Genomic DNA, 13,445 nt, shown 5'->3' with positions numbered 1-13,445 from the left:
ATAGCGAGAGGGAAACGCCCGGTCACATTCCGAACCCGGAAGCTAAGCCTCTCAGCGCCGATGGTACTGCAAGGGGGACCTTGTGGGAGAGTAGGACGCCGCCGGACTTCTTTTCATGATGTGGCCATCGGCCCTCCATCGAGAGCAACAGCTCTCGTGAGGGCCGGTGGCCATTTTCTGTTGCATCAGGGGCGCTCGAGGTCGACTCTGCTTCCCGTCCATGATGGACTGGGTGGAGCACGCGGCCCGGGGTGCTTCATCTACACAACGACACAGCGGACGATCGCCGAGACACGAGTCATCGGCACGCGACGAGGAGCAACGGTGGCGAACGACGACGAACAGCGACGAGACGGCCGAGACGGAGACCGTCCGGATCGACCGCGACGTGCAGGCGACAGCGGTCGTTGGTCGTCTGGCCCTCGCGATTTCGAGCGTCGTGAAGGCGATCGCGCGGAACGTGGTGCTCCGCGCGGTGATCGTCCTCGCGATGAGAGCTCCGACCGCCGTCCGGCCGGCCGTGACTTCCGCGATGGTGGCGCTCGGAACGATCGTCCTTCGTGGCGCTCGGACCGGCCCGCATCCGATCGCCCTCGTCGTGATGGTGATCGTCCGTTCCGTGGGAGCGATGACCGTCCGCGTCGTGATGGTGATCGTCCGTTCCGTGGGAACGATGACCGTCCGCGTCGTGACGGAGACCGTCCGGTGCGCAGCGGTGGCAAAGATCGTCCGTTCCGCGGGAATGACGACCGTCCGCGTCGTGATGGAGACCGCCCGTTCCGTGGGAACGATGACCGTCCCCGTCGTGACGGAGATCGTCCGGTTCGCAACGGTGGCAATGACCGTCCGTTCCGTGGGAACGACGAGCGTCCGCGTCGGGACGGAGACCGCCCGTTCCGAAGTGGCGGCAACGATCGTTTGTTCCGTGGGAACGACGACCGTCCCCGTCGTGATGGTGATCGTCCCTTCCGTGGGAACGATGACCGTCCCCGTCGTGACGGTGATCGTCCGGTGCGCAGCGGTGGCAACGACCGCCCGTTCCGTGGGAACGACGACCGTCCGCGCCGGGACGGAGACCGCCCGTTCCGCAGTGGCGGCAACGACCGTCCGTTCCGTGGGAACGATGACCGTCCGCGTCGTGATGGTGATCGTCCGTTCCGTGGGAACGATGACCGTCCTCGTCGTGACGGAGACCGTCCCGTACGGAGCGGCGGCAACGACCGCCCGTTCCGCGGGAGCGACGACCGTCCGCGCCGGGACGGAGACCGCCCGTTCCGCAGTGGCGGCAACGACCGACCGTTCCGGGGCAACGACGACCGTCCGGCCCGCGATGGGGGCGCCGAACGCAAGCGCTTCGGCGACGGCAACCGATCGGCCGGAGCGCGCTTCGGCGAGGCAGCCCGTGACGACTGGGAAGACCGCGACCCCTACGGCACCCGATCGATCCGCCCGCGCCACGACGACCCGGAGATCCCGGAGGAAGTGGATGCGCGTGACCTCCACCCCGCCGCGCGTGCTGAGCTCAAGACCCTCAGCAAGGACAACGCCGACTGGGTCGCGCGACACCTCGTCACCGCGGCGCTGCTCGTCGACTCGGACCCGGAAGAAGCGAACCAGCACGCGTTGAGCGCAGCCCGGCGTGCCGGCCGGGTGGCCGTCGTCCGAGAGACCGCGGCGATCACGGCGTACCGCCTGGGTGACTTCGCCACGGCCCTCCGTGAGCTCCGCACGTACCGACGCATCTCGGGTCGGAACGACCAGCTCCCGATGATGGTGGACTGCGAGCGTGGCCTCGGCCGCCCCGAGCGTGCACTCGAGCTCGGGCGCTCCGTCGACCGCGCCGCACTCGAGACGCCGGTGCAGGTCGAACTCGCGATCGCGATGTCCGGCGCTCGGCTGGACCTCGGGAACCCCACAGCCGCGCTGGGTGAGCTGGAGATTCCACAGCTCGACCCCTCGACCGCCTACAGCTGGTCGCCGGCGCTCTACAGTGCTTACGCGGCCACGCTCGAGGAGCTCGGTCGCCAGGACGAGGCCGACGAGTGGTGGGCCCGGGTCGACCGCGCGGCCGAAGCCCTCGCGGAAGCCGCTGAAGACGATGCTTGGGAGACAGTGGATGTGGTCGAGGAAGCGATCGAAGTCGACGAGTTCGACGAATCCGGGGACGACGGATCCGGGGACGACGAGTCCGGAGACGACGAGTCCGTCGAGCTCGACGACGCCGAACTCGGCGACGCCGAGCCGGGCAACGGGTACGTCAGCACCCTCGGGGACGACGACCTCGACGACGACTCCGACGACGCCGCCGACCAGCCCGGAGAGATCGACGAGGACAACCCCCGCGACATCGACGGCTCCGCAGCCGGCTGAGTCACCGCGGACTCCGGTCGACGGCATCGACGTGGTCCTGACGGACCTCGACGGTGTCGTCTACCGGGGTCGGAACGCGATCCCGCACGCCGTGGAGGCCCTCACCCGGGCCGCGACGTCGGCGCGCGTCGGCTACATCACCAACAACGCCTCGCGTCGTCCGGTGGACGTCGCCGAGCACCTCGAGCGGTACGGACTCCAGGTCACCGCTGACGACGTCGTGACGTCCTCGCAGGCGGGGGCGCGGTTGCTCGCCACGCTGGTGCCGGCAGGTTCGACCGTGCTGGTGATCGGTGGGCTGGGACTCACGACGATCGTCGAGCAGGCGGGCTTCGTGGTCACCGACAGTGCGGACGACAGCCCCGCAGCGGTGATCCAGGGGTTCTCGCCGGACCTCGGGTGGCAGCAGCTGGCCGAGGCGTCCTTCGCGCTGGCGGATGCCTCCGTGCCGTGGGTCGCGACCAACATGGACTGGTCGATCCCGGTCGAGCGCGGCATCGCGCCCGGCAACGGCACCCTCGTCGCGGCCGTGCACCAGGCCGTCAGTCGCATGCCCGTCGTGGCGGGGAAGCCCGAGCGACCGATCTTCGACGCCGCCCTGGCACGGTTCGGCGGCGAACGTCCGCTGTTCATCGGTGACCGTCTCGACACGGACATCAAGGGCGCGAACGACGCCGGCATCCCGAGCGTGCTCGTGCTCACCGGCATCGACCAGCCCAAGCAGGTCCTGGCCGCGGATCAGCGCTCACGGCCGACGTACGTGCTCAAGGACCTCCGCGGACTGCACGAGCCGTACCCGGTGACCATCCGCAGTGAGGACCCGGACGGCACACGTCGGGTCACCGTGGGGGAGTCGACCGTCTCGATGCGCGGGCACGTCGTCCGCTCCGAACAGGTGGGACCGGACGAGATGGACCTGTTGCGCGCCGGTGCGACCGTGATCTGGGACTCCGGCCTGGCGATCTACGGCCTCGACGTGGACCCGGCGCTGTACGGCGGCGAGTAGCGTGTCGGGCGTGGAACCAGCCCGGACGGACGACGCGACGGGCCCTGCTCTCCCGGCCTCGCCGGGCGGAGTGCCAGTGGTGTCTCGGGTCGTCCCCGGGCCATCGCGACCGATCCCCGGTGGGTCTCGCAGCGGAGCGGCGACCGAGGAAGCCGAGAGCGTCGGGTTCCGAGCTGCAGAGGTGGAGCGTCTTCCACTGGCTGACCGCGCGGACGCGTTCGCAGCGCTGCACGACGAACTCCGGACCCGACTCGAACAGGGCGGGGATGCTCGTGTCTGACCACGACGCCGCCGTGGACCCGGTGACGACGCCGGTCGGCACGATGCGCCTCGACGCCGCGATCCCGGCGCGGGGTCTGGCGCGCTCCCGGACCGCAGCGGCCGCCCTCATCCAAGCCGGTCGTGTGACGATCGACGGGGTCTCGGTCGTGAAGGCCTCGACCCCGGTCACCGCCTCCGCGGACATCGTGGTGGACGCCGAGGACGAGTGGGTCTCCCGCGCCGCGCTGAAGCTCGTCGGCGCGCTCGATGCGTTCGGCGTCGATCCGGATGGCCGGACCGTGCTGGACGTGGGTGCCTCGACCGGCGGGTTCACACAGGTGCTGCTGGCGCGGGGAGCCGCGCGCGTGATCGCACTGGACGTGGGTCACGGTCAGCTGGCGCCGGCGATCGCCCTGGACGACCGGGTCGTCGTGGTCGAAGGGGTCAACGCCCGGAACCTCACGAGCGCCGACTACCTGGCCCTCGACCCCGCTGCGGAGCGCACCAGCCTGGTGGTGGGGGACCTGTCGTTCATCAGCCTCCGCATGGTGTTGCCCGCCCTGGTCGAGGCGGTCCCGGCCGACGAGTTCGTCCTCCTGGTGAAGCCGCAGTTCGAGGTCGGCCGGACCGGCATCCGTGAAGGGATCGTCCGGGATGCGTCGTTGCGCCAGGACGCGCTCATGAACGTCCTCTGGGCTGCGTGGGACCTGGGCCTCGGAACGGCGGGGTTGGCGCCGTCGCCGATCGTCGGTACCCACGGCAACCACGAGTACCTCGCGCGTCTCCAGCGAGGTGCCGGGGAGAACCCGACAGAATGGATCCTCCGGGCGACGGAACTGGCGGAGGGAGCTCCATGAGCGACGAACGACACATCCTGCTGGTCTCGCACACCGGACGGCGTGACTCGATCGACGCCGCGGTCGAGGTGTGCGACATCCTGCACGATGCCGGCGTGACCCCGGTGATGCCCTTCGACGAGTACGCCGACATCCGTCGGGCCGAAGCGTCGGTCGGTCAGGTCGACATCCTGGGCGTCGACGTCCGTCCCGACGAGATCGAGATCGTCATCGTCCTCGGCGGTGACGGGACGATCCTCCGCGCCGCCGAACTGGCGCGGGGCACCAAGGCCCCGATCGTCGGCGTCAACCTCGGTCACGTCGGCTTCCTCGCCGAGAGCGAGCGCGACGGCCTGGCCGAGACGGTCGAGCGCGCCCTGACCGGCGAGTACAAGGTCGAGGAGCGCGTGGCCCTGCAGGTCGACGTCGTCGTCGGCAACGAGATCGTCTACTCCAGCTGGGCGCTCAACGAAGCGACGGTCGAGAAGGCCTCCCGTGAGCGCATGCTCGAGGTCGTCACCGAGGTCGACGGCCGGCCGCTGTCCTCCTTCGGGTGCGACGGTGTGGTGTTCTCGACCCCGACCGGTTCGACCGCGTACTCCTTCTCCGGCGGCGGCCCCGTGGTGTGGCCCGACGTCGACGCGATCCTGATGGTGCCGCTGAGCGCACACGCCCTGTTCTCCCGTCCGATCGTGGTCGGACCGGATCGGGTCCTCGCGGTCGAGGTGCTGCGCCGGACGAGCGGTGTGGGTGTGCTGTGGTGCGACGGGCGGCGGACGCACGATCTGCCTCCCGGCGCTCGGGTCGAGGTGCGCCGGTCCCCGGAGCCGGTGCGTGTCGCCCGGATCAAGGACGCCGCGTTCGCCGATCGTCTGGTGGCGAAGTTCCGTCTTCCGGTCGCCGGGTGGCGCGGGCCGCAGCGTGACGACGAGGACGTGTGACGCGGCCGTCCCGTCGCACCGCCCGGTCCCGCACGGTCCACGAGCACGACCGATCCCAACGAACACGACCGACCCCCACGAGCACGACCACCGGCACGAACACGACCACCGGCACCAGCACGAGCACCGGCACCACGACGTGAACCAGCAGCAGGAGCACATCCAGTGATCGAGGAAATCCGCATCTCCGACCTCGGCGTGATCGGCGACGCCACCCTCGAGCTCGGCCCCGGCTTCACCGTCGTCACGGGGGAGACCGGCGCCGGGAAGACGATGATCGTCACCGCGCTCGGCCTGCTCCTCGGTGCCCGTGCGGACGCCGGCTCGGTCCGCCGCGGCGCGCCGAACGCCGTCGTCGAAGGACGTTGGGACCTGCCCGACCACGCGGCCGTCGCCGAGCGGGTCGAGGACGCCGGTGGGACCGTGGAGGACGGCGAACTCATCCTGACCCGCACGGTCTCCGCCGAGGGCCGCAGTCGCGCGACCGTGGGCGGCCGCAGCGCTCCGGTCGCGGTGCTCGGCGAACTGGCCGACCAGCTCGTCACCGTGCACGGACAGTCCGACCAGATCCGGCTGACTTCCGCGGCGGCGCAGCGGGCGGCCCTCGACGGCTTCGGCGGCGCTGCGGTCGAGAAGGCCCTGGCGAAGTACGTCGCCGTGTACGACGCGTGGCAGCAGCACACCGGTGACCTCGAGACGCTGACTCGCGACCGCGACGAGCGGCTCGCCGAGGCCGCGCGCCTCCGTGAGGCCTCGGCCGAGATCGAGGCGGCGGACCCGCAGCCGGGCGAGGACACCGAGCTCGCCGAACGTGCCGAGCGGTTGGGGAACCTCGAGGACCTCCGTCTGTCCGCAGGCCTGGCGCACGAGGCGGTGTCGAGTGAGTCGCTCGACGGTCCGGACGTCATCGGTCTCGTCGAGTCCGCCCGACGCGCGATCGAGCGCGTCGCGGGCGTCGACCCGGCACTGCAGCCCGTGCTCGAGCAGCTCACCGAGCTGGGGATCCAGGCGAGCGAGGCCTCCGCGTCGCTGTCGAGCTACATCGGCTCGCTCGAGCCCGAGGCCGGCCACGACCTCGAGCTCATCAACGAACGACGCGCACTGCTCGTCGGGCTGATCCGGAAGTACGGCGAGAGTGTCGAGGACGTCATCGCCGCCGGGCAGCGTGCCTCCGACCGGCTCCTCGAGCTCGACGGCGACGACGACCGCATCGTGCAGCTGCAGCAGGCGGTCGAGGCCGACCGGGCAGCGCTCGAGGCGGCCGGCGCTGCGCTCACGAAGGTACGGACGAAGGCGGCGACGGACCTGGCGAAGCGGGTCACCGCGGAGCTGAAGAGCCTCGCGATGGCCGGTGCGACCCTGGTGGTCGAGGTCACCGACGCGGGCGAGTTCCGGCGACACGGGCGCGACCAGGTCGCGATCCTGCTGCAACCGCACTCGGGCACCGACCCGCGGCCGATCGGCAAGGGTGCGTCCGGCGGGGAGCTCTCACGCGTGATGCTCGCGATCGAGGTCGTGATGGCCGGCAGCACCACCGTCCCGACCTTCGTGTTCGACGAGGTCGACGCGGGCGTCGGTGGTGCCGCGGCGATCGAGATCGGTCGGCGCCTGGCGGCGCTCGCCGAACGGACGCAGGTCATCGTGGTCACGCACCTGGCGCAGGTGGCGGCGTTCGCGAACAACCACCTCAACGTGGTCAAGGACGCCAGCGGTGCCGTGACGTCGTCGAGCGTCCGCCGCCTCGAGGGCGACGACCGCCTGCAGGAGATGGCACGGCTGCTCTCCGGCCTCGGCGACAGTGCCAGCGGCATGGAGCACGCACGCGAACTCCTCGAGGTCGCCGGCCGCTCCGCCTGACCCTCCGGCACGACAGCCGGGAGGCACGCCCCGCCTCGGCGAGCACGCTCCGCCCGGCGAGGACGTGCGAGACGCAACGCGCCCGGCGAACGCGGGTCGCGCCTCCCGGCACTTCTGACGTACGATGGAACCCCGTGGCGGACACTCTCAGCGGCGGAACCAATTCTTCGAACGCGACCCCGAAGGTGACGAAGCAGATCTTCGTGACCGGCGGGGTCGTCTCGTCTCTCGGCAAGGGCCTGACGGCGGCCAGCCTCGGCAACCTGCTCACGGCACGCGGCCTCAAGGTCGTCATGCAGAAGCTCGACCCGTACCTCAACGTGGACCCGGGCACGATGAACCCGTTCCAGCACGGCGAGGTCTTCGTGACCGACGACGGCGCCGAGACTGACCTGGACATCGGGCACTACGAGCGCTTCCTCGACATCGACCTGGCGCAGTCGGCGAACGTCACGACCGGGCAGGTCTACTCGACCGTCATCGCCAAGGAGCGTCGCGGCGAGTACCTCGGCGACACCGTCCAGGTCATCCCGCACATCACCGACGAGATCAAGCGTCGGATGCGTGAGCAGTCCGAGAACGACCCGCAGCCCGACGTCATCATCACCGAGGTCGGTGGCACGGTCGGCGACATCGAGTCGCAGCCCTTCATCGAGGCGGCACGGCAGGTGCGGCACGAGCTCGGTCGGAACAACGTGTTCTTCGTGCACGTCTCGCTGGTGCCGTTCATGGCGGCCTCGGGTGAGCAGAAGACGAAGCCGACGCAGCACTCGGTCGCGCAGCTCCGCTCGATCGGCATCCAGCCGGACGCCCTCGTGCTCCGCTCGGACCGCCCCGTCTCGGACGCGAACAAGCGCAAGATCGCGCTGATGTGCGACGTGGACGAGGACGCCGTGGTGAACGCGGTCGACGTCCCGTCCATCTACGACATCCCGACGATGCTGCACGACCAGGGTCTCGACCAGGTCATCATCGAGGCCCTCCGCCTCGAGGCGCACGACGTCGACTGGTCGCGTTGGAACGGTGTGCTGACCGCGGTGCACGAGCCGAAGAAGGCCGTCACGATCGCCCTGGTCGGCAAGTACATCGACCTGCCCGACGCGTACCTGTCGGTGACCGAGGCGCTGCGTGCCGGAGGCTTCGCCCACACCGCCAAGGTGACGCTGAAGTGGGTCGCCTCGGACGAGTGCCTGACTCCGGAGGGCGCTGCGAAGAACCTCGGGGACGTCGACGGCATCTGCATCCCCGGTGGGTTCGGGATCCGTGGCATCGAGGGCAAGCTCGGTGCGCTGAAGTTCGCGCGTGAGCAGAACATCCCGACGCTCGGCCTGTGCCTCGGTCTGCAGTGCATGGTCATCGAGTACGCCCGCCACGAGGCCGGCCTGCTCGACGCGTCGAGCACCGAGTTCGACCCGGAGACCTCCACCCCGGTCATCGCGACGATGGCGGAGCAGGTGGACATCATCGCCGGCGGCGACATGGGTGGCACGATGCGCCTCGGCATGTACCCGGCGAAGTTCCTCGAGGGCTCCCTGGCCTCCGAGCTGTACGGCGCGCACGAGGCGTCCGAGCGTCACCGTCACCGCTACGAGGTCAACAACCACTACCGCGAGCAGATCGCGGACGCCGGCATGGTGTTCTCCGGCACCTCGCCCGACGGCACCCTGGTGGAGTACGTCGAGCTGGACCGTGCGGAGCACCCGTTCTACATCGGCACGCAGGCGCACCCGGAGCTCCGGTCGCGTCCGAACCGCGCGCACCCGCTCTTCGCGGGCCTCGTCGGTGCGGCGATCGAGCGCAACGAGTCGACGCGGCTGTTCGACCCGGAGACCGAAGCGGTCGCCTGATCCGGCAGGTCGCGGTCGCGACCACGTGTGTGACGGGAGGCTCCCCACCAGCTGGTGGGGAGCCTCCCGTCCGTCTCCTGCCGGTCTGGACGCGCGTCGACCACGGTGGGGCAGGATGGCGAGGTGACTGACGCATCGATCGCCGACGAATCCGCCTCCTTCGACGTGACCGCCTCCGAGCGGGTGTTCGAGGGCGCCGTCTGGGACGTCACCCGCGACACCGTCGACTACAACGGCAAGGACATGGTCCGCGAGTACATCGACCACACCGGTGCGGTCGCGGTGTTCGCGGAGGACGAGGACGGCCGCGTCCTGGTCATCCAGCAGTACCGGCACCCGGTGCAGCTGCGCGACTGGGAGCTGCCGGCCGGACTGCTGGACCACGAGGGTGAGGACCACCTGACCGCCGCGAAACGCGAGCTGGCCGAGGAGGCCGACGTCGAGGCCGACGACTGGCAGCACCTGGTGCGGTACAACACGTCCTCTGGTGGGAGCAACGAGTTCATCGAGGTGTTCCGGGCGACCGGCGTGCGGGCGACCTCGTCCGCGTTCGAGCGGGAGGCCGAGGAGGCCGACATCGAGATCCGGTGGGTGCCGCGTGCCGAACTCGTGGCCGGGATCCTCGAGGGGCGCCTGCACAACTCGGCACTCATCGTGGCGACGCTCGCGGTGGAGGCGGCCGAGCGCCGCTAGCCCGTCGCCCGTCCCGCGCCGCAGTAGCCTCGTCGGGTGATGCCGTTCGAGCGTGCCGTGCAGGACTACCTGCGGCACATCGCCATCGAGCGGGGCCTGTCGCAGCACACCCTCTCGGCGTACCGGCGCGATCTCGTGACGTTCGGTGCGTGGGTCGGCACGCAGCCCGTGGTGGAGTCCACCGGGGCTGACCGCGCCGGCGGGGCAGGGGTCCTCGAGGACGTCGGACGCCTGGCGCGCGCGGACCTCGCCGGGTTCGTCCAGTACCTGACCACGCGACCGGAGGGGCCGCTGGCGCCCCGCTCGGTCGCGCGGATGCTCAGCTCGGTGCGCTCGTTCTCGGCGTTCGCCGCCGGCGAGGGGTGGTTGCCACTCGATCCGGGCGCTTCGGTCCGCCCGCCGAAGGCCCCGATGCGCCTGCCGAAGGCGATCTCGGTGCACGACATGGAGCGGCTGATCGGGTCGGTCGTCGGCGACGACCCCGTCCAGCTCCGCGATCGGGCGCTCCTCGAGCTGCTGTACGCGACCGGTGCCCGCATCTCGGAGGCGGTGGGCCTCTCGGTCGACGACGTGACCACGCTCGCCGACGTGGACGGGGTCCCGGACGAGGACACCGACGTCTCCGTGGTGCGGGTCACCGGCAAGGGGAACAAGCAGCGCATCGTGCCGCTCGGCAGCTACGCCCGGGCGGCGGTCGACGCGTACCTGGTGCGGGCGCGGCCGGTGTTCGCCGCCCGGGGGGCCGGGACCCCCGCGCTGTTCCTCGGTGCGCGGGGCGCTCGACTGTCGCGGCAGAGCGCCTGGCTCGTCATCCAGGCGGCTGCGGAGCGGGCCGAGCTGACGGCGCACGTCTCACCGCACACCTTCCGGCACTCGTTCGCCACGCACCTGCTCGAGGGCGGCGCCGACGTCCGGGTGGTGCAGGAGCTGCTCGGCCATGCGAGCGTCGCGACCACGCAGATCTACACGCTGGTGACGGCGGACATGCTGCGCGACGTGTACCAGACGGCGCACCCGCGGGCGCGGCGGTAGGGATCGCGGCGCTGCGGGGAACGTGCGACCCTTGCCGGATGGACCTCGAGGTGGGGCCGGGGCTGACGATCCCCGAGTCCGAACTGCAGTGGCGGTTCTCGCGGTCGTCCGGCGCCGGTGGCCAGCACGTCAACACGTCCGACAGTCGCGTCCAACTGACGTGGGACGTCACCGGGTCGCCGGTGCTCAGCGACGAGCAGCGGACGCGCATCCTCGAGCGGGTCGCCCGGCGCACGGCCGCGGGGACGATCACCGTGACGGTGTCCGAGCGGCGGTCGCAGTTGCGCAACCGTGAGGCCGCTCTCGACGCGCTCCGTGGACTCCTACGGGACGCGCTCGCCCCGCCCGGCCCGGCACGGCGCGCGACCCGCCCGACGCGTGGCTCGCAACGCCGCCGCCTGGCGAGCAAGCAGCAGCGTTCGGCGACGAAGCAGCAGCGTCGGCGGCCGTCGGAGGACTGATCGACGCCCGACGGCCGGGCAGGCGTCGGGTTCAGAACAGGTGCAGGTGCCCGTTCGCGACGACGACACCGGTCGCGACGGCGAGCACGAGCGCGGATGCCCCGATGCTCTGCCCGACGACCCGCCAGGGACCGGTCGCGCCCGGACGCACCAGTGCGATCAGGCCCGCGGCGATGCCGAGCAGGCTGCAGAGCCCCCACGGGTTCAGCACGAGGGACACGATCGCCGCCACCACGGCGAGGACCGCGAACACGCAGACCCGTCGGTCGGTGCTGCCGTACGCCCACGAGCGGGCCTCGACGGCGCGGGCCGACGCCTCGACGGAGAAGGCCGGTCCGGCGGGCATGGCGGTGAGGACGGACATGATCGGGTCAGGTGCCTCGCGGGGCAGCACCCGGGTCGCCTCGCCCCAGGCGTGACCGTCCCACCACCGAAGTCGTGCGGTGTCCTGCGGGTCCGGGAACCAGCCGGCGGCCGGCAGCGTCACGGGGAACTCCTGGTGTGTGCGGGTGTCGTCAGTGCCTCTCGACGCTACCCGGCACGTGCCGACTGCGCTGCCCCAGACCGGGTGTCGGCAGAAGGGGGGACCGGGGTGCCCGGTCCCACCTCAGACCGCTGCCGGGGCGGCGTCCACCTCGGTGAAGACGTCCTTGACGGCGGCGAGCAGCCGGGCGTTGAAGTCCACCCCGAGCTGGTTCGGCACCGTGACGAGGACCGTGTCGGCAGCCCGGACGGCCTGGTCGGCGGCGAGTTCCGCGACGAGCTGTTCGGGTTCGCCGATGTACGAACGGCCGAACCGGGCGAGGCCCCCGTCCAGGTGCCCGACCTGGTCTTGCCCCTCCACCTGTGCGCGGACGCCGAAGTAGTGGCGCGACTCGTCGTCGATGATCGGGATGATGCTGCGGCTGACGCTCACCCGGGGTTCGTGGTCCCAGCCGCTCTCGCGCCAAGTGGCTCGGAAGCGCTCGATCTGCTCCGCCTGCAGCTGGTCGAAGGGCACGCCGGTGTCCTCGGTGAGCAGGGTCGACGACATCAGGTTCATGCCCTGCTCGGCGGTCCACTCGGCGGTGGCGCGGGTGCCGGCACCCCACCAGATGCGCTCGGACAGGGTGTCGGACCGCGGCGTGATCGCGAGCGACCCGACCGCACCGGTCATCTGCGGGTTCGCGTTCGCCATCGGCTCGCCGGCGATCGCGCGGCGGAAGACCGCGGTGTGTTCACGGGCTAGGTCGGCGCCGTTCTCGTCCTCCGCCTCCGGCACGTAGCCGAACGAGCGGTAGCCGGCGAGGGCGGTCTCGGGTGATCCCCGGCTCACGCCGAGCTGCAGTCGGCCGCCGGAGATGAGGTCGGTGGCCGCCGCCTCCTCCGCCATGTACAGCGGGTTCTCGTAGCGCATGTCGATCACGCCGGTGCCGATCTCGATGCGGCTGGTACGGGCCGCGATCGCCGACAGGAGGGGGAAGGGTGCGGCCTGCTGGGGTGCGAAGTGGTGCACGCGGAAGTACGCGCCGTCGACGCCCGCCTCCTCGGCCGCCACGGCGAGGTCGATGGCCTGCACGAGCGACTCGCGCCCACTGCGGACCTTCGACCCGGGGACGTCACGCCAGTGCCCGAAGGAGAGGAACCCGATCTTCGTCATGTGCATGCGAACGCATCCGGGTGGAGGTCCATTCCGCGGACTACCGTCGGCGACATGGACTTCGAGCCGCGGAGCGCCCTGCAGGCTGAACGGGCTCGCGCGAGCAAGCTGCTGGTCGACGTCGAGCTGAGCATGCAGGACGTCAGTGACGCCCGGGACGGCGCGAACACGGACGACGAACACGACCCGGAGGGTTCGACCCTCGCCTGGGAGCGCGGGTCCCTCGGCGCGGTACGGGACGACGCCCGCCGGCGCGTCGAGCAGGTGGACGCAGCCCTCGGGCGCCTCGACGCGGGGACCTACGGCAGCTGCGCCGTGGGCGGGGAGCCGATCCCGGAGGCGCGCCTGGCCGCCGTCCCGTGGGCGGCGACGTGCGTCGCGCACGCGTGACGGGCCTCCCGTCCGGACCGGAGGCACGGGGTGCGCAGGAGCACGGGACGCGATGCGCCGTCCGCACCGAACACCGACCGGTTCCGCCGCGGTTTCCCAGCCGCGCGCCCTA

13 protein-coding genes and 1 rRNA gene are annotated in these 13,445 nt (G+C 71.0%); 12 read left to right on the top strand and 2 right to left on the bottom strand.

The window, feature by feature from the left end:
• The 11 genes from rrf to arfB form a co-directional block, all read left to right on the top strand.
• Positions 1 to 107, top strand: a 5S ribosomal RNA gene (gene rrf, locus DEJ24_RS10500); the annotation flags it as partial.
• A gap of 368 nt (positions 108 to 475) precedes the next feature.
• The gene (locus DEJ24_RS17250) at positions 476 to 1,627 is read left to right on the top strand and encodes a hypothetical protein (RefSeq protein ID WP_258374790.1); all 1,152 of its coding nucleotides are present in this window, start codon (positions 476 to 478) and stop codon (positions 1,625 to 1,627) included.
• A complete protein-coding gene (locus DEJ24_RS10495; protein WP_258374789.1) occupies positions 1,624 to 2,370 on the top strand; it encodes a hypothetical protein in 747 nt (248 codons plus the stop codon). The genes DEJ24_RS17250 and DEJ24_RS10495 overlap by 4 nt, the downstream gene beginning before the upstream one ends.
• 31 nt (positions 2,371 to 2,401) lie before the next feature.
• Positions 2,402 to 3,376, top strand: a complete 975-nt coding sequence (locus DEJ24_RS10490) for an HAD-IIA family hydrolase (protein ID WP_258374788.1) — start codon at positions 2,402 to 2,404, stop codon at positions 3,374 to 3,376.
• Positions 3,377 to 3,699: 323 nt separating this feature from the next.
• On the top strand, positions 3,700 to 4,494 hold the full coding sequence (locus DEJ24_RS10480; protein ID WP_181432797.1) for a TlyA family RNA methyltransferase: 795 nt from the start codon (positions 3,700 to 3,702) through the stop codon (positions 4,492 to 4,494).
• Entirely contained in the window at positions 4,491 to 5,414 is a 924-nt protein-coding gene (locus DEJ24_RS10475; protein WP_110904138.1) for an NAD kinase, read from the top strand. Before DEJ24_RS10480 ends, DEJ24_RS10475 begins: the two co-directional genes overlap by 4 nt.
• Before the next feature lie 165 nt (positions 5,415 to 5,579).
• Positions 5,580 to 7,271 carry a DNA repair protein RecN gene (gene recN / locus DEJ24_RS10470; protein ID WP_111078573.1) on the top strand — a complete coding sequence of 564 codons (1,692 nt, stop codon included), beginning with the start codon at positions 5,580 to 5,582 and terminating at the stop codon, positions 7,269 to 7,271.
• 134 nt (positions 7,272 to 7,405) lie between these two features.
• On the top strand, positions 7,406 to 9,118 hold the full coding sequence (locus DEJ24_RS10465) for a CTP synthase (protein ID WP_111078572.1): 1,713 nt from the start codon (positions 7,406 to 7,408) through the stop codon (positions 9,116 to 9,118).
• 123 nt (positions 9,119 to 9,241) lie between these two features.
• Positions 9,242 to 9,811 carry an NUDIX hydrolase gene (locus tag DEJ24_RS10460; protein WP_111078571.1) on the top strand — a complete coding sequence of 190 codons (570 nt, stop codon included), beginning with the start codon at positions 9,242 to 9,244 and terminating at the stop codon, positions 9,809 to 9,811.
• Positions 9,812 to 9,850: 39 nt separating this feature from the next.
• Positions 9,851 to 10,843 (top strand): site-specific tyrosine recombinase XerD, encoded by a 993-nt coding sequence (locus tag DEJ24_RS10455; RefSeq protein ID WP_111078570.1) that lies wholly within the window; start codon positions 9,851 to 9,853, stop codon positions 10,841 to 10,843.
• A 38-nt stretch (positions 10,844 to 10,881) separates the two neighbouring features.
• Positions 10,882 to 11,304, top strand: a complete 423-nt coding sequence (gene arfB, locus DEJ24_RS10450; protein WP_111078569.1) for an alternative ribosome rescue aminoacyl-tRNA hydrolase ArfB — start codon at positions 10,882 to 10,884, stop codon at positions 11,302 to 11,304.
• Between the two features lie 31 nt (positions 11,305 to 11,335).
• On the opposite strand, the gene DEJ24_RS10445 is transcribed toward arfB, so the two are convergent.
• Both DEJ24_RS10445 and DEJ24_RS10440 read right to left on the bottom strand, forming a co-directional pair.
• Positions 11,336 to 11,791 (bottom strand): DUF2510 domain-containing protein, encoded by a 456-nt coding sequence (locus DEJ24_RS10445; protein ID WP_111078568.1) that lies wholly within the window; start codon positions 11,789 to 11,791, stop codon positions 11,336 to 11,338.
• Between the two features lie 120 nt (positions 11,792 to 11,911).
• Positions 11,912 to 12,949: an LLM class flavin-dependent oxidoreductase gene (locus tag DEJ24_RS10440; protein WP_111078567.1), complete on the bottom strand. Its 1,038-nt coding sequence runs from the start codon at positions 12,947 to 12,949 to the stop codon at positions 11,912 to 11,914.
• 48 nt (positions 12,950 to 12,997) lie between these two features.
• Between DEJ24_RS10440 and DEJ24_RS10435 the strand changes: the two genes are divergently transcribed.
• Positions 12,998 to 13,333 (top strand): TraR/DksA C4-type zinc finger protein, encoded by a 336-nt coding sequence (locus DEJ24_RS10435; RefSeq protein ID WP_111078566.1) that lies wholly within the window; start codon positions 12,998 to 13,000, stop codon positions 13,331 to 13,333.
• Positions 13,334 to 13,445 lie beyond the last annotated feature (112 nt).

Origin of the sequence: Curtobacterium sp. MCPF17_001 (assembly GCF_003234615.1) — a bacterium.
Lineage (GTDB): Bacteria > Actinomycetota > Actinomycetes > Actinomycetales > Microbacteriaceae > Curtobacterium.
This window is presented reverse-complemented; position numbering and strand designations above follow the sequence as displayed.